Here is a 24027-nt window from a genome sequence, read left to right as displayed (position 1 = left end):
GCAACTCCCATGAAAACCGGCATGCTCGCCGCCCTGCTGACCCTGTTCGCCGCCCTCGCGGGTTGCGCGACGCCCGCCAGCCAACAGCAGACGCAACCCTACGGGCACTTCTACTCGGCCACCGAGCTGTCCAGCGTCACCCTGAGCCACGGCCAGCGTGTGGCGGTGCTGCTGGGGCGTAACGCCGCCGCGACCCTGGACTACCTGCAACGTCATCGCGACCAGGCCGTGCCGGGCACGGCCAAGGGCACGCCGGTAGCCACCCTCGGTGGTAGCCAGGCCTACGCTTGGTTGGCGCAATCGCTCGCCCAGACGTTCGCCGACGTCACGTTCTACGATGACCTGGACACCCTGCTCGCCGACCGTCCGGATGTGATCGTGCTGCTCGATGCCCGCAGCCAGCTGGCCAGCCCCGGCAGCGAAGCTATTCAGGCCAGCGTGGTGGCGCGGTTCTTCGACGACCAACTGACCTACATCGGCCGTGCCGAGGGGGTGGCGAGCAAGCAGGCCAAGGGGGTCGAGTTGGTGCGCCAGTTGGATGAGGAGCAAGCGGTGCAGGCCGATGCGCTGAAGCAGTTCGACGCATCGCTCAAGCTGTTGATGCAAGGATCGGTGTAGGAGCCAGCGTTGCTGGCTCCTACAGGGTCAGGCCACGACGGCTTGCAGGCGCTGCCACAGGCGTTGCACGTGCTCGCGCTCGGTCGGTAGCGCACCGACGGATACCCGCACCATCCAGCGCCCTTCCAGGGTAGCGGGCGTCACATAGGCGTCGCCCGAAGCATTCAAGCGATCCGCCCAACCACGGGTATGGGCATCCAGCGCCTCACCCTCCAGCCCGGCGGGGCGATGACGAATGCACAAGGTCTGCAACTGCACTGGCGCCAGCAACTCCCATTCACCCGACGCCTGTACCTGCTCGGCCAGCCAGCGGGCGTTGTCCAGGTCGCGACGCAGGCGCTGCTGCAGGTTTTCCACGCCCTCGCTACGGAGCATGAACCACAGCTTCAACGCGCGGAACCGGCGCCCCAGCGGGATGCCCCAGTCACGCAGGTTCTTCACCTCGCCATCGACGGCCGATTGCAGGTAGCTGGGGTTGGTGCTCATCACCCGGATCAGGTGCTGCGGGTCGCGCACGTAGTAGATCGAGCAGTCGAACGCCACGCCCAGCCACTTGTGGGCATTGACCACCACCGAGTCGGCCAGCTCGATGCCGTCCCACATCCAGCGGCATTCCGGCAGGATCATCGCCGAACCGGCCATGGCCGAGTCGACATGCAGCCATAGCTGGTTGGCCTGGGCGATCTCGCCGATCGCCCGCAGCGGATCGAGCGCGGTGGTGGTGGTGGTGCCGGTGGTGGCGACCACGGCGCACGGCTGGTTGCCGGCGGCCAGGTCCTTGTCGATGGCCGCGCGCAGCGCTTCGGGCTGCATGGCGAACTGTTCGTCGGTGGGAATCAGGCGAATATTGTCGCGGCCGAAACCGGCCAGCAGCGCAGCCTTGTCCACCGAGCTGTGGGCGTGGGCACTGACGTAGACGACCAGAGGCTTGGCCTGGGCCTGCAGGCCGCCACGCACCAGGGCGTAGTCGGTGGTCCGTTCACGGGCGCAGATCAACGCCACCAGGGTACTGGTCGAGGCGGTGTCCTGGATCACCCCGCTCCACTGGCTGGACAGACCCAGCAGTTGGCGCAGCCAGTCGAGCGTGGTTTCCTCCAGCTCGCTCAAGGCCGGGCTGGACTGCCACGACAGGCCAAGCACGCCCAAGCCGGTGCTGAGGAAGTCGCCCAGTACAGACGACAGTGTGCCGTTGGAGGGGAAGTAACCGTAGAAGTCGGGATGTTGCCAATGGGACAGGCCTGGCATCAGCAACTGGTCGACATCCTTCAGGATCGCCGCGAAGGGTTCGGCCTGCTGCGGCGCCGTGCCGGGCAAGGCGGCCTTGAGATAGCCGGGCTCGACCTGGGCCATGACCGGGCGCTCGGCGACGCTCTGGCGGTAGTCGGCGATCAGGTCGATCAGTTGGTGGCCGTACTGGCGGAATTGTTCGGGGGTCACGGCAGCTCTCCTGTGGGTTGTCCGCTGCCTGTACCGGCCTCTTCGCGGGCAAGCCCGCTCCCACAGAGGGTGCGCTGTTCAACGGTGGGAGCGGGCTTGCCCGCGAAGAGGCCGGTACGGGCAACGCAATGGAGCCCAGTCTAGACACCTATCCCCTGCTGATTAACCCCGCATCACGCATACCTGCTATGGCGAAGGCGCATGCCCACCCTGCACACCGAACTGCGAATGACGCCACAGTTCATACACCCGGTTGCGCAACCAACGGTGCTCGGCCGAAGCTTGCAGGCGCTGATGCCAGACCACCCAGTAGCGCTGGGTATGCGTGATGAAGCCCAGCGGCCGCCAGGCCAGGCCATGCAACCGCGCCAGCTGCGTGGCGATATGCTCGGGCACCGTGGCCAGCGCCTGGCCGTTGCCGACCACCTGAACCATGGCGCTGAAGAACGGCACCTCCAGGCTGATCCGCCGTTGCATGCCCTGGGCACGGAGGTGGCGGTCGATGAAGCTGTCCTTGTCGCCGCCACCGGACACCCGCACATGCTTGAACGCCAGATAGTCGTCCTGGCTCAGTTCGGCGCGAACGGCCAGTGGATGGTCATGCCGCATCAGGCACACCGCACGGTCCTCGCCGAGCAGGCGACCGTGCAGGTTGGGCGGTGATTCGTCGAACAGCGTGGTGGCCAGGTCGATCTCGCCACTGGCCAGCAAGGTGTATTGCCCGGCCTGCCAGGTGCGGTACTCCAGCGACACCCCCGGCGCTTCACGCTCAAGTGCCGCCACCAGCAATGGCAGCATGTGCTCGGCCACATAGTCCGACGCTGCCAGGCAGAAACGCCGCTCGCAACGGGCCGGGTCGAAGGCGGCGGGTTGGCGCAGGGCGTTGAGTTCGTCCAGCACCTGCCGTAGCGGTTCGACCAATGCCTCGGCGTGCTCGCTGAGTACGTAACCACGGCCCTGGCGCACCAGCAACGGGTCGTCGAAGGCTTCGCGCAGGTGGGCCAGCTGGCGGCTGAGTGCGGACTGGCTGCAGCCCAGGCGCTCGGCGGCGTGGCTGAGGTTCTTTAGATGCAGGAGGCAGTCGAGGGTGCGCAGGTGGGCGAGGCTGAGGGAGGCGAAGGTGGGGTTCATGGCGCAAGTTCGAACGGATCGCGGGGCAAGCCCGCTCCCACGCCATTGTCGTGGGAGCGGGCTTGCCCCGCGATGGGGAGGGACATCAGTCGGTCAGGCCGACATAGACGTTCTGCACGTCTTCGTTCTCGTCGATCGCCTCGAGAAACGCCTCGACCTCGGCCAACGCCTCGGCGCTCAAGCTGGCGGCACTCACCGGGTTCTTCGGGGTGTAGCCGATCTTCGCCGACGTCACGGTGAAGCCGTGCTCCGGCAGGGCTTTCTGCACCGCGTCCAGGTCGGTGGTGTCGGTGATGAACAGGGTCGAACCCTCTTCCTCGCCTGGCTCGAAATCCTGGGCACCGGCTTCGATAGCCGCCATTTCCGGGTCGGCGTCACCTTCCGGGGTGGCCTCGATCAGGCCGACATGGTTGAAGTCCCAGGCCACCGAACCGCTGGCGCCCAGCTGGCCCTTGCGGAACAGCACGCGGATCTGGGCCACGGTACGGTTGACGTTGTCGGTCAGGCACTCGACGATCAGCGGCACCTGGTGCGGAGCGAAGCCTTCGTAGCTGACGGCATGGTACTGCACGGCCTCGCCGTCCAGCCCTGCGCCTTTCTTGATCGCACGCTCCAGGGTCTCACGGGTCATCGAGGCTTTCTTGGCCTGGACAATGGCCAGGCGCAGGCGCGGGTTCATGTCCGGATCGGCGCCGGACTTGGCCGCGATCTGGAGCTCCTTGGCCAGCTTGCCCATGATCTTGCCCTTGGCGTTGGCCGCCGTTTCTCTATGCTTGGCTTTCCACTGTGCGCCCATATCGACTCTCTTTGTTTCAGCGGCCGGTTCAGGAAGCGACCGGCCAAAAAGTGGGTGCAGTTTATACGCCCTCGGGCCAGGATCGACAACACATCGTGCAGGCTCGCAACCTGAGTGCAGCCCCGGACAGTCACAATCTTCTGTTCAACTGGGCCTGTCACCCACGCAACTCAGACGAAATGCGCCTTGCGCCCTTTCGAATAGTGGCAAGTGAAGGCACAATGCGTGTCCTTTTTTTGGCCGGCCTGGCCGGGGGCCTTTAAATGATCAAGACGCCGTACTACCTCATCGATAAACAAAAGCTGCTGGGCAACATGGAAAAGATTGCCTACGTTCGCCAGCAGTCCGGGGCCAAGGCCCTGCTCGCCCTCAAGTGCTTCGCCACCTGGTCGGTATTCGACCTGATGCAGCAGTACATGGATGGCACCACCTCGTCTTCGCTGTACGAGCTCAAGCTCGGCCGCCAGAAGTTCGCCGGTGAAACCCACGCCTACAGCGTGGCCTGGGCCGACGATGAAGTCGAAGAGATGCTCGAGAACTGCGACAAGATCATCTTCAACTCCATCGGCCAGCTCGAGCGCTTCGCCGAACAGTCCGAAGGCAAGGTCCGCGGCCTGCGCGTCAACCCGCAGGTGAGCAGCTCCGACTACCTGCTGGCCGACCCGGCGCGCCCGTTCAGCCGTCTCGGTGAATGGGACCCGGAAAAGATCGAGAAGGTGATCGAGAAGGTCTCCGGCTTCATGTTCCACAACAACTGCGAGAACGGTGACTTCGGCCTGTTCGACAAGATGCTGTCGCACATCGAAGAGCGCTTCGGCCACCTGCTGCACAAGGTCGAGTGGGTCAGCCTCGGTGGCGGCATCCACTTCACCGGCGAAGATTACGCGGTGGACGCCTTCTGCGCGCGCCTGAAGCAGTTCTCGCAAACCTACGGCGTGCAGGTGTACCTGGAGCCGGGCGAAGCCGCCATCACCAACAGCGCCTCGCTGGAAGTGACCGTGCTCGACACCCTGTACAACGGCAAGCACCTGGCCGTGGTCGACAGCTCGATCGAGGCGCACCTGCTCGACCTGCTGATCTATCGCCTCAACGCCAAGATGGCCCCCAACGATGGCGCGCACACCTACATGGTCTGCGGCAAGTCGTGCCTGGCCGGCGATATCTTCGGCGAATATCAGTTCGACAAGCCGCTGCAGATCGGTGACCGCCTGTCGTTCGTCGACACCGCCGGCTACACCATGGTCAAGAAAAACTGGTTCAACGGTCTGAAAATGCCGTCCATCGTGGTCAAGCAGCTCGACGGCAGCGTCGAGGTGGTACGCGAGTTCGGCTTCGACGACTACGTTTCGAGCCTGTCGTAAGACAGGCTTTCATGAAGGAGAAAAGCTGAATTGAAGAAGAACGTTCTTATCATTGGTGCAGGAGGTGTCGCCAAGGTGGTGGCCCACAAGTGCGCACAGCATAACGACGAACTGGGTCGTATTGCGATTGCGTCACGGAACATCTCCAAATGCCAGGCCATCATCGACAGCGTCAAGGCCAAGGGTAGCCTCAAGGTACCCGCCGACATCCAGGCCTTCTCGCTCAACGCCCTCGATGTCGAGGCAACCAAGGCACTGATCCGCGAGACCGAATCGCAGATCGTGATCAACGTTGGTTCCGCCTTCCTCAACATGTCGGTGCTGCGCGCCTGCATCGATACCGGTGTCGCTTATCTTGACACCGCGATTCACGAAGAACCGGGCAAGATCTGCGAAACCCCGCCCTGGTATGGCAACTACGAGTGGAAACACCTCGAAGAGTGCCAGCAGAAGAACATTACCGCCATTCTCGGTGTCGGCTTCGACCCGGGTGTGGTGAACAGCTACGCGAAACTCGCGCAGCAGCAGTATTTCGACCAAATCGACTCGATCGACATCCTCGACGTCAATGCCGGTTCCCACGGCAAGTACTTCGCCACCAACTTCGACCCGGAAATCAACTTCCGCGAATTCACCGGGCAAGTGTGGAGCTGGCAGAACAGCCAGTGGACCAGCAACACCATGTTCGAGGTCAAGCGCACCGACGACCTGCCGGTGGTCGGTTCGCAGAACCTGTACCTGACCGGTCACGATGAGGTTCATTCGATCTCGAAGAACCTGAACGTGCCGAACGTGCGCTTCTGGATGAGCTTCGGCGAGCACTACATCAATGTGTTCACCGTGCTGAAGAACCTTGGCCTGCTGTCCGAGCAACCGGTCAAGACCGCCGAAGGCCTGGAAGTGGTGCCCTTGAAAGTGGTCAAGGCCGTGCTGCCCGACCCCGCCTCGCTGGCCCCGGGCTACACTGGCAAGACCTGCATCGGTGACCTGGTCAAGGGCACCAAGGACGGTCAACCGCGCGAAGTATTCATCTACAACGTCGCGGACCACGAAGAGGCCTACGCCGAGACCGACAGCCAGGGCATCTCCTACACCGCCGGCGTGCCGCCGGTGGCTGCCGCCCTGCTGGTCGCCCGAGGCCAGTGGGATGCCGGGCGCATGGTCAACGTCGAGGAGCTGCCAGCCGAGCCGTTCCTCAAGGCGCTGGACGTGATGGGCCTGCCGACCCGCGTCAAGGATGAAAACGGCGACCGTCCATGGGACGCTGAAGCCTGAGCTGCAAGCTGAAGGGGCGCCGAATGGCGCCCCTTCGCTTTTCTGCGCAGCCCGGGTGCTACTTCCTGGCCTCCAGGATCAGGTTGAACGGCGTCTGCGTCGCCCGCCGGAACCGTGTGAACCCCGCCTCCTCGAACACCGCCCGCAGCCGCGCTTCGCCAGCCTGCGCCCCCAGCCCGAGCCCCACTTCCTGCGACAGCGAGTTCGGTGTGCAGATGAACGTCGATGCCGCGTAGAACAGCCGCCCGACCGGGTTGATATTGGCGTCCAGGGTATCTTCGGCATACGGCTCGACCAACATCACCGTGCCATCCTCTTTCAACGCTTCATAGGCGTGCCGCGCCGCGCCGACCGGGTCGCCCATGTCGTGCAGGCAGTCGAAGAAGCACACCAGGTCGAGATCATGGCCGGGATAATCCTTGGCCGAAGCCTGGACGAAGCTCACCCGGTCGCCCAGGCCGGCTTCCCGGGCACGTTCGATGGCGGTGCTCACCGAGGGAGCATGGTAGTCGTAACCGATGAAATGCGAAGCCGGGAATGCCTGGGCCAGGACGATGGTCGAAGCACCATGGCCACAGCCGACATCGGCCACCTGCGCCCCGGCCTGCAGCTTGGCCACCACGCCGTCCAGCGCCGGTAGCCAGTCGGCCACCAGGAACGTCCGGTAGCCGGGGCGGAAGAAACGTTCCGTACCGCTGAACATGCAGGGGTGATGATCGCCCCAGGCCAGCCCGCCGTCGCCGCGCATGGCCGCCACCAGCTTGTCCTTGTCATGGAACAGTGCGGCCAGCACCGCCGCGCCACCGGCCATGTAGGCCGGCGAGTCCTCGAGTGCCAGGGCCAGGGCCTGCTCCTCGGGGAGGGTGAAGCTGCCATTGCGATGCTCCACATAACCCGCCGCGGCCTGGCCATTGAGCCATTCACGCACCAAGCGGGGCTGGCAGCCAGTGCGCTCGGCCAGCACCTCGGGCGTGACCGGCAGGCTGTCGGCCATGGCCCTGTAAAGCCCGAGCTCGTCACCGAGTACCACATTGGCCAAGGTTGCCGCCGCGCCCATGTCGCCCACCAACCTGCCCATGAATTCCTGAAGCCTTGCCTCGTCCATGACCTGACCTCCTCTAGCGGAAGGCCACCGTCGGCGATGTCCGGCCCGGGGGCGGTGGTCGAAAGGTTGAACAGCCCGCGCGTCATGCGGGTCCAGGCTTTAAGTCTAGACCCGCCTGCGCTATCTTCGCCGCGCTGTCGGCATGCCCGCCAATACCGGACGGCCGCGCCCGCGCAGCACAGGAATTGCCAGCATGTTCTCCAGCCGTACCCTCGTCCTGATCCTGGGCGTCGCCTTCATCATTCTCGACCAGTGGGTGAAGCTCATCGCCCTGGTCGCCCTGAAAAGCCACAGTTATGTCCTCGGCAACCAGAATTTCTGGCTGGACCTGGCCCTGAGCCTCAATCCCGGGGCCTTCCTCAGCCTCGGCGCGGGGTTGGCGCCCGGCCTCAAGCAACTGCTCTTCGTGGTCGCCGTGGGCATCGTCTGCTGCTGGGCCATTGCCTGGGCCTACAAGCACTGGCAAACGGCACCCGTCAAAGCCTCCGCGGCGTGGTTCATCGCCATGGGCGGCCTGTCCAACCTGATCGACCGGGTGTTTCGCGACGGCCATGTGGTCGACTACCTGGTGCTCAATGTCGGCTCGCTGCACACCGGCGTCTTCAACCTGGCCGATATCGCCATCATGGCCGGCGCGGCGGTGCTGGTGGTCGATGGCCTGACGAGGCCGGCCAAGCCCTGAAAGCGCCTGCCGACGACGCTGCAGCCTTCACCCGCATCAAAGCAAAAGCCCTGGCCAACGGACCAGGGCTTTTGCTTTGATGCAGATGTTTCAGCCAGCCTTTTTCTGTGCTCGTTCCAGTTGCTCCAGCAAAGCCGCAGCCAGCGCCTTGTCGGAGAATGGGTTCTGCCCGGTGATCAGTTCGCGATCGACCACCACATGGGGCTTCCAGGCATCGGCATAGCTCATGTCAGCACCGGCGCCCGCCATCGCTTTCGCCGGATAGAACTGCAAGCGCTCCCCCTTCAGCGACCCCTCGAACACCTGCTCCTCCGGGTCGGAGAATATGGTCATGCGATAACCCTGGTAGCTCCAGTCACGGGCCGCCGGAGCCTCGCCACGGGCCAGGGCAGCGCGGTAGGGTAGCGGGTCATGCTGCGCGGACAACAACGTAATGGGGCCATGGCAGATGGCGGCGGTGGGCTTGCCAGCCTGGTGGAAGTGGCGCAGCAATGCCCCTACCTGGGGGTTGTTGGCCAGGTCGATCAGCGGCGCATGCCCGCCTGGGATGAAGATACCGGCGTAACGGTCCAGGTCACCCGCCAGCACCTCGGTCAACGACAACGTGTCGTGGATGCCCGGCAGGTTTTCGACGACATGACGGATCCGCAGCATTTCCGCCTGGTCGCCACCGAAGTACATCGGGTCGACCGAGCGCTCGTCGACGCTCGGCGCATTGCCCTTGGGCGTGACCAGCACCAACCTGTAGCCGGCCTTGAGCAACTGGTCGGCGGGCACGCCGAATTCGTTGAGGTAGTAACCGGTCGGGTAGTGCTTGCCATCCTTGAGCGCCAGCTGGTTTTCGCTGGACAGCAGCACCAGTACCTCGCCCTTGGGCGCGGCGACGGCGCCGCCTGCCATGAGCGCGCTGGCCAGGGCGACGGTTGTGAGTCTGGACATGATGATCTCCTGATCAGTTGAATGGGCTGATATCGAGCGCACGGGCCAGTTGCACCCGGGTCGGTGCGGCCAGCCAGTCGGCGGTGGCGGCGCGATAAGCCTGGTAATGGTGGCTGGCGCGGTGGGCGTCGACCGCGGCCTCGTCGGTATACAGTTCGAACAATTCGAATGCCGATGCGTCGCCTTCGTGGGCGAACAGGTCATAGCGCAGGTTGCCGGGCTCGGCGCGGCTGTTTTCGACCATCTGGCGCAAGGCCGCTTCGATGGCGTCGTGGTGTTCAGGGCGAGGGTGGATTGTGGCGAAGATGGCGATGGGCATTGGCGCCTCCGGATGGATGTGAATGGGCACATGCTAGCCATCGCGCTAAGATTCTATAATTCGAAAGCTTTTATTTCTGCAATCCAAATTATGAATATCGCCAACAAGGATCTGAACCTGCTGTACCTGTTCCAGGTGCTCTACGAGGAGCGCAACGCCTCCCGTGCCGCCGAGCGCCTGGCCCTCAGCCAGCCGGCGCTCAGCCACAAACTCAACAAGTTGCGGCACCAGTTCGGCGACCCGCTGTTCGTGCGTGCTCCACGCGGTCTCACCCCGACGCCACGCGCCCACGAACTGGCGCCCCAAATCCAGGTTCTGACCGAGCAGTTGAGGGATTTTTTCGAGCGTTGCGACGGCAAGGACTTCCTGGCCCGCCCTGCCCGCCTTCATCTATACAGCACCGACTACCTCGAACAGACACTGCTGCCTGGACTGCTGCCGGTCCTGCGCAGCCAGGCACCGAACCTCACCCTGGTCACCCACAACACCCGTGGCGAACTGCCGCGTGAGGCACTGGAGAAAGGCACCTGCGACCTGGCCATCGCCGGCTTCTACACCGACTTGCCGGACACCTTCCACCAGCAGCATCTGCTCAGCGAGGACTTCGTCGTGCTGGCATCGGCCGGCAACCCGCATCTGGCCGCAGGCATGAGCCTGGAAGCCTTCCTGAACTGCGAGCACCTGATCACCACCCTGACCGGCGACCTGGATGGCCGCGTCGATCGCGCGTTGCGCCGCCTGGGCCGTGAACGCAGGATCATCGCCGGCCTGTCCAGCTTCATCGCACCCACGCGGCTGGTGCGCGGCACCGACCTGTTGCTGACCTGCCTGAGATCGCTGGCTGAAGAGGCAATCGAGCGAGATCCGCACCTGTGCATTCATCCGTTGCCGCTCGACCTGCCCAGGGTGCAAGTGATGCAGATCTGGCATGCGCGCACCCATGCCGATCCGTTGCGACGCTGGTTTCGCCAGCAGATCCAGGCAGTTGCGCAGTCCACCCTGTAGGAGCCAGCTTGCTGGCTCCTACCTGGACCGCACACGACTCAAGGTGCTTCGGCGGGCGCCAGTTGCAGCACCTCGCTGGTATAGCTCCACTCCTCCTGCACCTTGTCCGGATGCTCGTTCAGGCGGATCCCGTACGACGGGATGATCTGCTTGATCTTGGCCTGCCACTGCGGCGTGGCAACCTTGTCCTTGAACACCTTGTTCAGCAGGTCGAGCATGATCGGCGGCGCGGTGGAGGCCCCCGGCGAGGCGCCCAGCAACCCGGCGATGCTGCCATCCTTGGAGGTCACGATCTCGGTCCCCAGCTTCAGCACCCCACCGAGGTTCTCATCCTGCTTGATGATCTGCACCCGCTGCCCCGCCTGCCACAGGCGCCAGTCTTCCTTCTTCGCCTCGGGGAAGTAGGTCTGCAGCGCGGCGAAACGATCATCGTCCGACTGCAGCAACTGGCCGATCAGGTACTGCACCAGGTCGAACTCGCGCACCCCGACCCGCACCATCGGCCAGGTGTTGTGCAATGACATGCTGGCCGCCAGGTCCAGCAATGAGCCCTGCTTGAGGAACTTGGTGGAGAACGTGGCGAACGGCCCGAACAGGATCATGCGCTTGCCGTCGAGCACCCGGGTGTCCAGGTGCGGTACCGACATCGGCGGCGCGCCGGTGGCGGCGATGCCGTAGGCCTTGGCCATGTGCCGCTGGGCGATGGCCGGGTTGTCGGTGACCAGGAACGAACCGCCCACCGGGAAGCCCGCGTAGTCCTTGGCTTCATCGATGCCCGACTTCTGCAGCAGCGGCAGCGCGGCGCCGCCGGCACCGATGAACAGGAACTTGGCGTCGGTGGCCGCGGTGCTGCCGTCCTTGAGGTTCTTGTACTCGACGTGCCAGCTGCCATCGTCGTTGCGGCTGATGCCCTCGACTTCGGTGGACAGCTTGAGGTCGAAGTTCGGCCGGGTCTGCAAGTAACCCACGTATTGCCGGGTGATCTCGCCGAAGTTGACGTCGGTGCCGATGGGCGTCCAGGTCACCGCGAGCTTCTGGTTGGGGTCGCGCCCTTCCATCATCAGCGGTACCCACTTGGCGATCTGCGCGTGATCCTCGGAGTACTGCATGGGCTTGAACAACGGGCTGGCCTGCAAGGCTTCGTAGCGTTTCCTGAGGAAACGGATATTGTCGTCCCCCCAGACGAAGCTCATGTGCGGCGTGGTGTTGATGAACGAACGCGGATTCTTCAGCACGCCCTGCTTCACCTGCCAGGCCAGGAACTGGCGGGTGACCTGGAACGACTCGTTGATCTCCACCGCCTTGCTGATGTCGATCTTGCCGTCCTTCTCCGGCGTGTAGTTGAGCTCGGCCAGCGCGGAGTGGCCGGTGCCGGCATTGTTCCAACCGTTGGAGCTCTCCTCGGCGACCTTGTCCAGGCGCTCGACCATCTCCATCGTCCAGCCAGGCTCCAGCTCGTTGAGCCAGACCGCCAGCGTCGAACTCATGATGCCGCCGCCCACCAGCAGTACGTCGACCCGCTTGGTATCGGCGGCCTGGACGCTGCCCAGGCCCACAGCCAGGACCAGTCCGAGCAAGGCCCATTTCGTTCTTTTCACAATGTTCATGTGCGCTCCCGTGTTCGCCTTTGCCTGCACCGGCAACCCACAGGCACAGGGCCTGCGGTGTCGAGCCTGGGTCAAGCTTAGTCGACTGATTTGCTCAGGCATGATCGAGCTGGCACTTGCAATCAGCCACTTCCCGAAATACTGTATGAATAATCAGTATTTCGAGACCCCCCATGCAATTGATCGCCAAGCTCGGCATCCTTGCCGACGCCGCCAAGTACGACGCCTCCTGCGCCAGCAGCGGCGCGCCCAAGCGCAGCTCGCGAGGCCGTGACGGGCTTGGCGCCACCGATGGCATGGGGATCTGCCACAGTTTCACCCCGGATGGCCGCTGCGTATCCCTGCTCAAGGTGTTGCTCACCAACTTCTGCCTCTACGATTGCCAGTACTGCGTCAACCGCCGCTCCAGCAACGTGCCACGGGCGCGCTTCACCCCCGAGGAAGTGGTGCGCCTGACCCTCGACTTCTACCGGCGCAACTGCATCAGCGGCCTGTTCCTCAGCTCCGGCATCATCCGTTCGGCCGACTACACCATGGAGCAACTGATCAGGGTGGCGCGCCTGCTACGCGAGGAACACGGCTTTCGCGGCTACATCCACCTCAAGACCATTCCCGACGCCGACCCGCTGCTGATCGAGGAAGCCGGGCGCCTGGCCGACCGCCTGAGCGTCAACATTGAACTGCCCACCGACGCCAGCCTCAAGCGCCTGGCCCCGGAAAAGCAGGCCAGCACCATCCGCCAGGCCATGGGGGTGATCCACCAGGGGCAACAGGCAGTGGCCGGCGAGCCCCGGGCGCCGCGCTTCACGCCCGCCGGGCAAAGTACCCAGGTGATCGTCGGTGCCGACACCACCGATGACAGCACGCTGCTGCGCAATGCCGAGTCGCTGTACCTGGGGTACGGGCTCAAGCGCGTCTATTACTCGGCCTTCAGCCCCATCCCCGACAGCCCTGGCAGCGTCCCTCTGGCCGCCCCGCCGCTGCTGCGCGAGCACCGCTTGTACCAGGCTGACTTTCTCTTGCGCGGCTATGGCTACAAGGCCGGTGAGCTGCTCGGCGAGGCCGGTAACCTGGCGCTGGACATCGATCCCAAGCTGGCCTGGGCGCTGGCCAATCGCGACGTGTTCCCGCTCGACGTGAACCGCGCCGAACCGGCGCTGCTGGCGCGCATCCCCGGCATCGGCCTGCGCAGCGTGCAGCGCCTGGTGGCCCTGCGCCGTGAACGGCGAGTGCGCTACGACGACCTGATCCAGCTGCGCTGCGTGCTGGAAAAAGCCCGCCCGTTCATCGTCACCAGCGATTACCGCCCGGCCCAGGCCGAACTGCGCAGCGGCCTGCTGCGCGCCCGCCTGCGCGAACCCCAGGCACCGGTGCAGATGGGCTTGTGGGGATGATCGCGCTCGACTGCGACGATGACTTCGCCACCTGGCGCGACCAGGCACGGCGGCTGCTCGGCCATGGCATCGACCCTGCCGAAGTGACCTGGGGCCAAGGCCCGATGGATGATTTGCTCGCGGTGCCGGCGCCACTGCCCGAAGGCCCGGGCCCGTTTCGCGCCCGTGTGCCGGCGGCCTTGCTGGCCCAGCTGGAACAGGCCGGGCGCTATCGCGGCGAACAACGCTGGAACCTGCTCTACGAAGTGCTCTGGCGCGTCGCCCATGGCGACCGCACCGCCATGCTCGCCGGTGACCGCCTGGGCAGTGAACTGCAGCGGCGTATCAAGCAGGTCGGTCGCGAGGCCCATCACCTGCACGCCTTCGTGCGCTTCGTGCCACTGCCCACCGACTTGGCCGAACGCCTGCAACTGGACCTGGTTGCCTATCACGAACCCGCCCACGACATCCTCGCCAGCGCCAGCGGCCATTTCGCCGAGCGCCTGGGGCGCCAGCGCTGGCTGATCGCGACACCGCGCGACGGCATCCGCTGCGACGGAGAAAACCTGCACTACCACCGCCACTGCCCGGATGAATGGCGCCAGTGGGCGCGAAGCGCGGAGGATCCGGGCGCCGAGCTGTGGCTCACCTACTACCGGCACACCTTCAACCCCGCCCGGCTCAACCCGGACGCCTTGCGCCAGCACCTCCCTGGTCGGTTCTGGAGGAACCTGCCCGAAGGGCCGCTGATTCCCGAGCTGGTCGGCCAGGCGCGACAAGGTAAGCAACGCGATGGCCAGGCAATGGAAGTTGGCTTGCAGGCTGGCAAGCGTATTGCCGCCCATGGGCCAAAGTGACGCAGAGGCGATGATCACCTCAGGTTCAGCGCTACACTTGTAGGAGCCGGCCTTGCCGGCGAACAGACCGGCGCAGAGATACGCCTCGCTCGCCCGGCTCTCAGCCTTTGAGCGCTTGCTCGATCACCGCAATATCGATCTTGCCCATCGTCATCATCGCCTCGAACGCCCGTTTGGCGGCAGCCCGGTCAGCGCCCCCCACCGCTTGGGTGAGCACGCGCGGTGAAATCTGCCACGACAGCCCCCACTTGTCCTTGCACCAACCACAAACGCTGGCTTCGCCACCGTTGTCGATGATCGCGTTCCAGTAACGGTCGGTTTCCTCTTGATCGTCGGTCGCCACCTGGAATGAAAATGCCTCGCAGTGCTTGAACATCGGCCCGCCATTGAGGCCGATGCAGGGGATGCCCATCACGGTGAACTCGACCGTGATCACATCGCCCTGCTTGCCGGACGGGTAGTCGCCGGGTGCCTGGTGCACCGCGGTCACCCTGCTGTCGGGGAAGGTGCGCGCATAGAAGTTCGCCGCCGCTTCGGCGTCGCCGTCGAACCAGAGGCAGATACTGTTCTTCGGGGTCATGTCGGTGGCTCCTGTGCCCTTGCCATGTCCCGTCGAGTCTAGCCCTCTACCCCGAGCAAATTGCCTCGTGCGATCAGCGGCCAGCCAGGGGGATCCACAGGTCGACATAGCCGACGCCGCGCATCGGGTCGAAGTCCGGGCTGTACAGCTCGAACTCCGGCGCGTCGGCGGCCTGGTAGCCGGAGGCCGGCAGCCACTGGTTGAACACGGTGAATACCGTCTGGTGGATCATCGACACGTGGCCCAGGTGGCGGAACACCGCATAGTCCCGCGCCGCGAGCCGGAAGAAGCGAAAGTTCGCCGCAAGCTCGGCGGTACGGGCCACCTCGACCCCGGCGATGTACTCGAAACTGCCATCCTCCCCCGGGTTGCAGCACAACCCGTAAGTGAAATCGCCCACCTGGCCAGGCACCCGGCCCACGTAGGGATCGAAGGCCTGCCACAGCCCCACGATGCCCTCGTTGCGCTCGAAGGTGAAGCGTTCGCCCAGGCCGGCGACGATGAATTCGGGACGGTGTTCGAAACGGGGTTCAGACAGGGGGACAAAGTTCAGTGCTTTCATGCGCAGGGGCTCCACCAGCTTGATCGGGTCATGGGCCTGCCCACGCACCTGGCTCGGCGCAACGCCGAACAGGTCGCAGAAGGCCCGCGTGAATGCTTCGTGGGAGCCGTAGCCGGCCGCCAGGGCGACGTCCAGGATATCCGGGTGGCCTTCGCGCAGGGCCAGGGCCGCCCGGCTCAGCCGCCGGGCCCGGACATAACGCATGACCGGCCAGCCAGTGGTGGCGACGAACTGGCGCGACAGGGCGAACGGCGACAGGCCGAAATGCCTGGCGACACCAGACAGGTCCAGGTCAGAGTCCAGGGCCGATTCGATGTACCACAGGATGTGTTCGATGCCGCGCATTCCATTGCTCCTCAGTCAGCGCGGCCACCTTAGCAAGTGCGCGTGAGGCAGGTTTGATCATTCTTGCGCGGGCCAGCCCTGGCAGGCACAGGCACGTTGCAACGAATGTAGGAGCGGATTCATCCGCGATGCGCCGCGCGGGCGGCGCTCGATCTCGCAAGCACTGCAAGAGATGGTGCTAATGACGCCCCCTTCAAGCAACGCCCCATCCAGCCTGGTACTGACTGAACGCCAGGTGATAACCGTTGCAATCACGTACACCGAATTCGCGCGAACCGTAAGGCATGTCCTGCAGCGGCCAGGCGATGTCGGCCTTGTCCCTGATCCGTGCGTAGTAGCCCTCGACATCGTCGATCACCAGGTAGAACGTCCCCGAGCAGCCCACCGGCTGCTGCCACAGGTCCTGCCCGGTGAAGACCAGGCTGCAACCTTGCAGGCGCGCGGTCAGGGTGCCCTGGGCGGTATCCGTGACGGTAAAGCCCAGCACGTCACGGTAATGGCGGCGCACGGTTACCAGGTCGGGGCAACGCAGAAGCAGGGCGATGGACATGCAAGCCTCGTCGATGGGCGTGGTGTTGGCGCCGATCATCGCCGCGTTCGACGACCGCGGCAAGCGCGCTGTATGCCGGATTCAGCGCCCATCTGTATCTGCCGCCCCTGGGCCGAAGCCCCTAGCATCGAACACTCCGCCCCGGTAGCCGACATGAACGACCTCCCCACCCACATCGATTTTCCAGGCCTGACCGTGCGCCGCCTGCGCCCCGAAGACCATGCCATGGTCTGTGCCCATCGCGAGGCCATGTTCCTCGAGGCCGGTGGTGCGCCGGAGCGCCTTCGCCTGATGACCAAACACTTCGCCCCCTGGCTGCGGCCACGCCTGGAAGACGGCCGCTACTACGGTTTCGTGCTGCTGGACCAGGAGCGCCCGGTGGCGGCCATTGGCCTGATGGACATCGAATGGCCGCCGCACCCGAACCACCCTACCCAGGGTTTGCGTGGCTATGTGCTGAATGTCTACGTCGCGCAAAGCCATCGGCGCCGTGGCCTGGCCCGCAGGCTGATGCAACTGGCCGAGGCCGAGTTCGCCCAGCGTGGCCTTGGCTTTGCCGTGCTGCATGCAACCGAGGCCGGCAGGCCGGTCTATGCAGGGCTCGGTTGGGCGGCCACGACTGAGATGGCCAAGCCCCTCGCCTGAATACCGGACGTATCGTCGGTCAACGCTGATGACTGTCAGGCATGCCCCGGATTTGACGTGCGCCAGCACAGGGTTCAAGGTCGCAGGCCAATGCACGCCCCTGCCCCCGACACGGAGATCCCCATGCATTTCGACCTGATCCAGACCCTCAGCCTGGCCGGCAAGCCGGACGTGCCCAATGACGACCGCATTGGCTGCGCCGACTGCCATGCCTGGGTGATCGACGGCGCCACCGACCTCGGCGCGCCCGGCTTGCTGGGCGAACGCGGCGGCGCGGCCTGGCTGGCGGGTGCGGCGCAGCGTGCCTTCAGCGTGGCCTCGGGCCCCTTGCAGACCCTGTGCGAAACGGTGTTCGAGACCTTGGCCCGCGATTACCGGCAAGACCGCCGACGCGAACCCGTGGCTCACTGGGAGCTGCCACGCGCCGCGTTCGCCGCCGTGGCGCTGGAAGGCGACGAACTGGTCTGCGCGCACCTGGCCGATTGCGTGGTTCTGCACCGCAGCGCGCGGGGCGTCGCCTTCCTCACGCCAGAGCCCGATCGCGAGGCGGAACGCGGCGAAGCGGCCGCCCTGGGCCCCGGTACCGGTGCCCACAATGTACGCACGCCCGCAGTGCTGGCCGACCGCCGCCAGGCCCGCGAACGGCCCCGGGCCGTGCTCGGCGTCGATGCCGAGTTGTCCCGGGAAGGCACCCGCTACAACCGTGCTGCAGTGGCGCGGGGCGACGACATCGTATTGATGAGCGATGGCTTCGCCGCGTTGTTCGACACCTACCAGGCCTACACACCGACTGCATTCGTCGAGCACCTGCTGGCTCATGGTCTGGTCGAGCTGGCGCGCACATTGCGGGAGATCGAACAGGAGGACGCCGCTTGCCTGCGCCATCCGCGCTTCAAGATGAGCGACGACGCCTCGGCAATCTGGTTGCGGGTGGGCTGAGTACTGTGCAGACAGTTATAGAGGCCGACTGAGGGTGGGCGCTTTCCAGGTGTTCGGCGCTGCAACTCTCCCGCCGAACACCCTCCAGGAACCGTCGCCGAATCGAGAAAGTCGGAACCCGAAAAACAAGGAAAAGGACTACAGCAAACACGGAAACCATGAAGTCGATCCCGTCTCGAGTCAGACGCAAGATGGCGTCTCGGCCCACAAGGGCCCCTCCCATCGACTCACGTACAAGGAAGCACTCCATGGTCATTCACCCCCTCCCCGCCAACACCGCCTGGGACTACGGCATCAGCCTGGACAAGCACATCGTTTCCAGCGTCCCCATCGGCCCCAACGAATACGGCTACATGCAGTTCGACACGGTCAGGACCGCCATCGGCGAAGCGGTGTTCCAACTCAAGTACCGCGACAACTACAAACAGGTGGAATTCCTCGCCCAGTCGGTCGCCGGCGCACTCGCCGGCCGCCGCTTCGATGCGATCCTGCCCATGCCCGCCAGCAAGCAGCGTGCGCGCCAGCCGGTGTATGAAGTGGCCCAGCGTGCCGCCGCGCTGCTCGACGCCGGCTACAACGAGCAAACCCTGGAAAAACGCTGGAGCACCGGCCTGATGAAGGACCTGGCCAGCTACGAGGAGCGGGTCAAGGCGCTGGCCGGCTGCTTCACGGTCAACGCCAACCTGCAGCTCGGCTCCGACATCCTGGTGCTGGACGACCTGTACGACACCGGCGCATCGCTGGAGGCCGCCTGTACCGCCCTGCGCGAATACGCTAGCATCCGCAGCATTTCTGTCGTCGCCCTGACGCGGAGGCACTAATGCCCAGGGTCTTCATTGCCGGCTCCATCACCATCAAGCGCCTCCCCCCACAGGTCGAGGCGAGGCTCGACAACATCCGCTCATCCGGGCTGGACGTGCTGGTGGGGGACGCCGGCGGTGTGGACCATGCCGTGCAGCGCCACTTTCATCAAGCCGCCTACCCGGCCGTCACCGTCTACTGCAGTGGCGACACCCCTCGCCATAACGACGGTGGCTGGCCGCTGGCGATGATTTCGCCGCCGATCAACGCCAAAGGCCGCGCCTTCCATACCGCCAAGGACCTGGCGATGGCGGCGGACTGCGACTACGGCCTGATGATCTGGGATTGCAAGAGCCCCGGCACGCTCGGCAACGTGCTCGAACTGCTGGGGCGCCAGAAAAAGTCCTTGGTCTACCTCAAGCCTCTGGAGCAGTTCCAGACCGTGCAGTCGCCCGTGGATCTGCAATGGCTGGTGGCGCAGATGGACGACCGCGCCAGGCAGGAAGCCGACCGCAAGATCTCACTGTCGAGGAAGATGGCCCGCCTCGTCTCACCGGACAGCCACGACCTGCAGGCGCAGATCGAGGCCCACCGTGCGCAGATCGCCCACCACGAGCAGTGCATCGCACTGCTTCAGGCAAAACTGGACGCGCTGCCCTCGACCGGCAATCTGTTCACGGAGTGAAGGCATGCCGCCCGGCTTCACCCTCAGTGGGAGAACCGGGCGGCGATGCGTTTCAGGCTTCGTTCACCGCCACCGCAACCTGCTTTTCGAGCAACGCCTCGACGAAGCGCTCGCCGAACTGGTCCAGGTACTGGCGCTGCAGCAGGCACTCATGGGGTGCCTCGACATCGACCTGCACCAGCTCACCGTCGATGCAGGGCAACCACAAGCCTGGTTGCTGCTCGTCCTGGCGCAGGATATCGGTGGTGGCACGGATGAACAGCAAGTCGCCCTTGTAGCGCGCGTACTGGCAACGCCCCAGCAATTCGAGCATCAGCTTGGAGTCGTCCACCAGCCGGGTCAGGAAGGCATCCCCGAGCTGCTGGCTGCCGAGCACTTCCTCCATGGCGCTCTTGAGCCCCTTCAGCCCGGCCCGTGGCGTGCCGACGATGGCGCGGGTCATGCGGCTGATGATCATCGCGTCGTCCAGCTTCAGCGAGGCCGGCCCGCCCTGCAGCGGATAACTGTCGAACATGCACAGGAAACTCACCTCATGCCCCTGGGCCTGCAGCATCGCCGCGATCAGCAGCGCCAGGTTGCCGCCCACCGACCAACCCGCCAGTTGATACGGGCCCTGGGGTTGCAGCGCGACGATGCGTTGCAGGTACTCCCGCGCCAGTTCCTCCAGCGAACCGACCACCCGCTCCGGGTCGAGCAGGATCGGTGACTGCAGGGCATACAGCGGCTGGTCCTCCGGCAGGTACGCCAGCAGCCCCGCATAGGGCCAGGCGATGCCGCCGCCGGGATGGATGCAGAACAGCGGTGGTCGCCGCCCTTCGGTACGCAGCGCCAGCACGGCGCTGAACGGATCGCTGTAGCCGTTGTTGCGCCGCAGGCGCTGGGCGAGCTGGCGCGGGGTCGGCGCGGCGAGGAAATCGGCGATGCCCAAGGCGACGCCGAACTGCTCGCGGATCCGGTTGACCAGTTGCAAGCCCAGCAGCGAATGCCCGCCCAGGTCGAAGAAACTCTGGTTGGCGAACACCTGCGGGCAGTCGAGCGTTTCGGCGAACAACGCGCACATGGCCTGCTCCTCCGGGGTCTCGGCGGCGCTCAGCTCGTTGGCTTCGGTCAAAACAGGCTCCGGCAGGCGATCGACCGCAAGCTTGCCGTTGGGCGTCAGCGGGAAGTGGTCGACGCGCATGATCACGCTCGGAATCATGTGCTGGGGCAGATGCCGACCAAGCGCCTGCTTCAGTTGCGCGCTGTCCAGACGGCTATCGGTGCTGGCGACATAGGCGACGATGGCCGGCCCCTGCCGCAACTCACGCAGCAACACCGTGGCGTCGGTCACGCCATTGCAACCCAGCAGCACGTTCTTGATCTCGTCCAGTTCGATGCGCAGGCCGCGCAACTTGACCTGGTTGTCCTGGCGGCCGAGGTAGTGGATGCGCCCCTGGTGGTCGAAGTACACCCGGTCCCCGGCGCGGTACATGGTGCTCCGCGGGTCGAGCAGGTCGGTGACGAAACCTTTGGCGGTGAGGTCCGGACGGTTGCGGTACCCCCGCGCCACGCCCGGGCCACCGATGAACAGGTCACCCCAGCTGCCCGGCGGCAGCAGGCGCTGCTGGCTGTCCACCACGTACAGCCGGGTGTTGTCGGTGGCCGGGCCGATCGACAGGTCGCCACTACCGTAGTGAGCGTTGATCGAAGTGGCGAACGACGTCTCGGTCGGCCCGTACACATTGAGCAGGCGACAATGGGCGAAGCGCGCCAGCAACGCCGGCGTGCACGGCTCGCCGCCCAGCATCAGCGTGGTGTCCTGGGGGAAGTCCTCGGTCTGGTGGCAGGCCAGCAGGCTCGGCGTCATCACCAGCAGGTCGATGGACGCCTGCCGGACCACCTTGGCCAGCGCCTTGCCCGGCGCGCTGGAAACCTTGTCGGTGATCACCAGCTGCGCACCGGCCAGCAGGGTCATCATGATCTCCAGCACCGACATGTCGAAACCGGCGGCAATGAACTGCAGCACGCGCGCGCCTGGCTGCAAGTGGGCCGCTTCGATGGCCGTACGGGCAATCGGCACCAGGTTGCGGTGGGTGACCTCGACACCCTTCGGCTTGCCAGTGGATCCGGAGGTATAGATCAGGTAGGCCGGCAGGTTGGCATCGAACGGCGCCAGCGCCTGTTCGACCTGCGGCAGGTGCGCCAATGTTTCAGCAGTGAGCGGCAGCAGCTTGTCGGCGGCGACCTCGACGGCCAGCTGGCTGCCGGGCGCCACGATCACCAGCGCGGGGTCGGCATCGGCGAAGATGTGTTCGATGCGCGCCGGCGGCAAGTCGGGGTCTACCGGCACGTAGCAGGCGCCTAGCTTGAACAATGCCACTGCCGCCACCACCCACTCGACGCTGCGCGAGAACATCACCACCACGCAATCGCCGGCCACCACGCCACGCCCGCGCAGGTGCGCGGCCAGGCGCGTGGCGTCGGCGTCGAGCTCGGCATAGCGCAGCGAACGCCCGCCTTCGCTCAGCGCCACCCGCCCGGCATGCTCGCGCACGGCGCTGGAGAAAGTATCGGCGAACACCGGCAGCGCAGCCTCGGTCACGGGCAGCGAGTAGTAGCGCACGTGTTCATCCGCCAGGAACAGGTCATAGTCCGCCGCCAGGGTCTGCGGCGCCTCGGCGAAACGCTCGAACAGGGCCACCAACCGCTGGTAATGCAACGCCAGCGCGGCGTCCGGATACAGGTCGGCGTTGGCATTGAAGCCGATCTCCAGGCGCCCGTCCTGGTGCCGGTCGAAGATATCGATGCCCAGGTGCTCGGCCGGCCCGTTGGCATAGTTCTGGATCGTGGTGTCACAGCCTTCGAAGCCGGGGCCCTGGTCGTAGGCGACGATATTGAGCAGTGTATTGAACAGCGGCTTGTTGCCCCGCTCGGCGTGCAGGTCGCGGATCATGCTTTCGCTGCGGTAGGTCTGGTGCAGCAGGTGGTGGCGCAACTGGCGCTGGATGTTGGCCGCCACCGTCAGCACCGTGCTCTGGGGCGTGAACGACAGGTGCAACGGCAGGATGTTGGCGACCATCGACGGCAACTCGCGCAGCGCCTTGAGCTGGCGCGCGGCCACGGGCATGCCGACGGCCAGCTCGGCCTGGCCGGTCATACGGTGCAGGTAGGTGGCGCACAGCGCCAGCAGGATGCTCGACAGCCGCAACGACTGCTCGCCGGCCACATGGCGCAAACGCTGCACGGTCTCGCCCTGGAACACCTGGCGCAGGCGGTTGAGCTCGACCAAGGGCGCATCGCCCGGCACCAGTTGGGTGGCCTCGGGCATTTTCAGGCAGTACTGGCGCCAGTAGCCGCGGTCCTTGTCGTGCTGCGGGCTGTCGCGATAGGCCTGCTCGGCCTCGGCCACGCTGGCCAGGGGCGCGTAGCCGTGGGGCGCCAGTGTTTCACCTCGGCTCAAGGCGTTGTAGTGCGCGGTGATGTTGCCGAACAGGATGCCATGGCCGAAACCGTCCACCACCAGGTGCGAGGCCAGCTCGACCAGGCGGTGGTGGCGCGCGCCCAGGCGAACCACCACGTAGCGGGTCAGCGGTTCGTGCTGCAGGTCCATGTCATGCCCCAACAGGTGCTGCAGCAGCTCGCTGCAAGCCTGTTCCGGGTCGGCGCGGTCGCTGACGTCATGAAACTGGAAGGTCTTGGCCGGCAGTGTGTCGGTGGCATGAATGCGCTGTACGTATTCACCGCTGCGCGGGTCGATCTCGAAGTTGGCGCGCAGGGCGTCGGCCTGCAGCAACTGGCCATGGATGGCCGCCTCCAACCAGGTCAGGTTCAGGTCACCGCGCAAGTCGATGACGTCACACAAGTGATAGTTGAGGTTACGTCCGCTCTGGCTGATAGCGAGGCACACTTCCTGCTGGGCGGTACTGAGCGGGCAGCTGTATATCTGGAACATAAAGAATTTCCTTTTCTTTAGTGGCTTCCGGTTATCGACAGGCAGCCGCGTGCCTGTCCGCTTCATGGCTTGATGCCACTAAGGCAGCGTTAATCTCATTCAACTTTCGAGAAACACGAGACATACGCAGACGGGTGTTGTTCTTATATGACGCCAATCCATAGCGACGTCTTGCCACTCTACTAACGAATTAGTTTGCAACAAGTAGCGACGGACTCTAGAGGATGCAGACACTGCTGTCAATTTACCTGAAACACAGCAAAATCGCCGAGATAGAGCGAAAAATATAGAGCAATAACTCCAAATCCACTCAGTTGAAGCCACCTCGAAAAGCATCGCCACTCACCCGCATAATTTAGAATTAAAAGCCTAACCCCCTCATACCCATGCATTGACAAAAAACAACTATTCCCACAACTAAATCTCATAAAGACACTGACCCAGGGCATAACACATACATAAATAATTCACCTATTACCCACTT

At 64.7% G+C, this 24027-nt stretch carries 22 protein-coding genes; 11 read left to right on the top strand and 11 right to left on the bottom strand.

Annotated features, from left to right (window positions below):
- Positions 1 to 9: 9 nt before the first annotated feature.
- On the top strand, positions 10 to 618 hold the full coding sequence (locus JYG34_RS11225) for an ATPase (protein WP_213660746.1): 609 nt from the start codon (positions 10 to 12) through the stop codon (positions 616 to 618).
- Positions 619 to 645: 27 nt separating this feature from the next.
- Here JYG34_RS11225 and JYG34_RS11220 read toward each other — a convergent pair whose 3' ends face one another.
- The 3 genes from JYG34_RS11220 to JYG34_RS11210 all read right to left on the bottom strand — a co-directional run bounded on the left by JYG34_RS11220 (position 646) and on the right by JYG34_RS11210 (position 3982).
- On the bottom strand, positions 646 to 2055 hold the full coding sequence (locus tag JYG34_RS11220; RefSeq protein WP_213660745.1) for a DOPA decarboxylase: 1410 nt from the start codon (positions 2053 to 2055) through the stop codon (positions 646 to 648).
- 186 nt (positions 2056 to 2241) lie between these two features.
- On the bottom strand, positions 2242 to 3186 hold the full coding sequence (locus JYG34_RS11215; protein WP_213660744.1) for a LysR family transcriptional regulator: 945 nt from the start codon (positions 3184 to 3186) through the stop codon (positions 2242 to 2244).
- A gap of 85 nt (positions 3187 to 3271) precedes the next feature.
- Positions 3272 to 3982, bottom strand: a complete 711-nt coding sequence (locus JYG34_RS11210) for a YebC/PmpR family DNA-binding transcriptional regulator (RefSeq protein WP_213660743.1) — start codon at positions 3980 to 3982, stop codon at positions 3272 to 3274.
- Positions 3983 to 4245: 263 nt separating this feature from the next.
- On the opposite strand from JYG34_RS11210, the gene JYG34_RS11205 reads away from it, so the two are divergent.
- Both JYG34_RS11205 and JYG34_RS11200 read left to right on the top strand, forming a co-directional pair.
- The gene (locus JYG34_RS11205) at positions 4246 to 5343 is read left to right on the top strand and encodes a carboxynorspermidine decarboxylase (RefSeq protein WP_213660742.1); all 1098 of its coding nucleotides are present in this window, start codon (positions 4246 to 4248) and stop codon (positions 5341 to 5343) included.
- A gap of 30 nt (positions 5344 to 5373) precedes the next feature.
- On the top strand, positions 5374 to 6618 hold the full coding sequence (locus JYG34_RS11200; RefSeq protein ID WP_213660741.1) for a saccharopine dehydrogenase family protein: 1245 nt from the start codon (positions 5374 to 5376) through the stop codon (positions 6616 to 6618).
- Between the two features lie 58 nt (positions 6619 to 6676).
- Here the strand turns inward: JYG34_RS11200 and JYG34_RS11195 are convergent, their stop codons facing one another.
- On the bottom strand, positions 6677 to 7723 hold the full coding sequence (locus tag JYG34_RS11195; protein ID WP_213660740.1) for a class I SAM-dependent methyltransferase: 1047 nt from the start codon (positions 7721 to 7723) through the stop codon (positions 6677 to 6679).
- A 193-nt stretch (positions 7724 to 7916) separates the two neighbouring features.
- On the opposite strand from JYG34_RS11195, the gene JYG34_RS11190 reads away from it, so the two are divergent.
- Positions 7917 to 8405 (top strand): signal peptidase II, encoded by a 489-nt coding sequence (locus JYG34_RS11190; protein ID WP_213660739.1) that lies wholly within the window; start codon positions 7917 to 7919, stop codon positions 8403 to 8405.
- 90 nt (positions 8406 to 8495) lie between these two features.
- Here the strand turns inward: JYG34_RS11190 and JYG34_RS11185 are convergent, their stop codons facing one another.
- Together JYG34_RS11185 and JYG34_RS11180 are read right to left on the bottom strand one after the other, a co-directional pair.
- The gene (locus JYG34_RS11185; protein ID WP_213660738.1) at positions 8496 to 9344 is read right to left on the bottom strand and encodes a type 1 glutamine amidotransferase domain-containing protein; all 849 of its coding nucleotides are present in this window, start codon (positions 9342 to 9344) and stop codon (positions 8496 to 8498) included.
- Positions 9345 to 9357: 13 nt separating this feature from the next.
- Positions 9358 to 9663 carry a putative quinol monooxygenase gene (locus tag JYG34_RS11180; protein WP_213660737.1) on the bottom strand — a complete coding sequence of 102 codons (306 nt, stop codon included), beginning with the start codon at positions 9661 to 9663 and terminating at the stop codon, positions 9358 to 9360.
- Positions 9664 to 9753: 90 nt separating this feature from the next.
- Here JYG34_RS11180 and JYG34_RS11175 point away from each other — a divergent pair, with 90 nt between their 5' ends.
- Positions 9754 to 10668, top strand: a complete 915-nt coding sequence (locus tag JYG34_RS11175; RefSeq protein WP_213660736.1) for a LysR family transcriptional regulator — start codon at positions 9754 to 9756, stop codon at positions 10666 to 10668.
- Positions 10669 to 10706: 38 nt separating this feature from the next.
- Here the strand turns inward: JYG34_RS11175 and mqo are convergent, their stop codons facing one another.
- Complete coding sequence (mqo, locus tag JYG34_RS11170; protein ID WP_213660735.1) at positions 10707 to 12275, bottom strand: malate dehydrogenase (quinone); 1569 nt, start codon at positions 12273 to 12275, stop codon at positions 10707 to 10709.
- Between the two features lie 173 nt (positions 12276 to 12448).
- On the opposite strand from mqo, the gene JYG34_RS11165 reads away from it, so the two are divergent.
- Together JYG34_RS11165 and JYG34_RS11160 are read left to right on the top strand one after the other, a co-directional pair.
- Positions 12449 to 13669 carry a putative DNA modification/repair radical SAM protein gene (locus JYG34_RS11165; RefSeq protein WP_213660734.1) on the top strand — a complete coding sequence of 407 codons (1221 nt, stop codon included), beginning with the start codon at positions 12449 to 12451 and terminating at the stop codon, positions 13667 to 13669.
- Entirely contained in the window at positions 13666 to 14505 is an 840-nt protein-coding gene (locus JYG34_RS11160) for a TIGR03915 family putative DNA repair protein (RefSeq protein ID WP_213660733.1), read from the top strand. The genes JYG34_RS11165 and JYG34_RS11160 overlap by 4 nt, the downstream gene beginning before the upstream one ends.
- 100 nt (positions 14506 to 14605) lie before the next feature.
- Here the strand turns inward: JYG34_RS11160 and JYG34_RS11155 are convergent, their stop codons facing one another.
- The 3 genes from JYG34_RS11155 to JYG34_RS11145 form a co-directional block, all read right to left on the bottom strand.
- Positions 14606 to 15085 (bottom strand): VOC family protein, encoded by a 480-nt coding sequence (locus tag JYG34_RS11155; RefSeq protein WP_213660732.1) that lies wholly within the window; start codon positions 15083 to 15085, stop codon positions 14606 to 14608.
- Positions 15086 to 15158: 73 nt separating this feature from the next.
- Positions 15159 to 15992, bottom strand: coding sequence for an AraC family transcriptional regulator (locus tag JYG34_RS11150; protein ID WP_213660731.1), 834 nt, complete (start codon positions 15990 to 15992; stop codon positions 15159 to 15161).
- A gap of 193 nt (positions 15993 to 16185) precedes the next feature.
- Entirely contained in the window at positions 16186 to 16581 is a 396-nt protein-coding gene (locus tag JYG34_RS11145) for a VOC family protein (protein WP_249746245.1), read from the bottom strand.
- 114 nt (positions 16582 to 16695) lie between these two features.
- Between JYG34_RS11145 and JYG34_RS11140 the strand changes: the two genes are divergently transcribed.
- From JYG34_RS11140 to JYG34_RS11125, 4 genes are all read left to right on the top strand, one after another.
- Complete coding sequence (locus tag JYG34_RS11140; protein WP_213660730.1) at positions 16696 to 17187, top strand: GNAT family N-acetyltransferase; 492 nt, start codon at positions 16696 to 16698, stop codon at positions 17185 to 17187.
- Between the two features lie 123 nt (positions 17188 to 17310).
- Entirely contained in the window at positions 17311 to 18126 is an 816-nt protein-coding gene (locus tag JYG34_RS11135; protein ID WP_213660729.1) for a protein phosphatase 2C domain-containing protein, read from the top strand.
- 248 nt (positions 18127 to 18374) lie between these two features.
- Positions 18375 to 18947: a ComF family protein gene (locus tag JYG34_RS11130; RefSeq protein WP_213660728.1), complete on the top strand. Its 573-nt coding sequence runs from the start codon at positions 18375 to 18377 to the stop codon at positions 18945 to 18947.
- Positions 18947 to 19612, top strand: coding sequence for a hypothetical protein (locus JYG34_RS11125; RefSeq protein ID WP_213660727.1), 666 nt, complete (start codon positions 18947 to 18949; stop codon positions 19610 to 19612). The genes JYG34_RS11130 and JYG34_RS11125 overlap by 1 nt, the downstream gene beginning before the upstream one ends.
- 52 nt (positions 19613 to 19664) lie before the next feature.
- On the opposite strand, the gene JYG34_RS11120 is transcribed toward JYG34_RS11125, so the two are convergent.
- Positions 19665 to 23543, bottom strand: a complete 3879-nt coding sequence (locus JYG34_RS11120; RefSeq protein ID WP_213660726.1) for a non-ribosomal peptide synthetase — start codon at positions 23541 to 23543, stop codon at positions 19665 to 19667.
- Positions 23544 to 24027: the final 484 nt, after the last annotated feature.

The sequence above is a fragment of the Pseudomonas entomophila genome (assembly GCF_018417595.1).
Lineage (GTDB): Bacteria > Pseudomonadota > Gammaproteobacteria > Pseudomonadales > Pseudomonadaceae > Aquipseudomonas > Aquipseudomonas entomophila_C.
The sequence above is the reverse complement of the archived record's forward strand: the minus strand, read 5'-3'. Positions and strand labels throughout refer to the sequence as shown.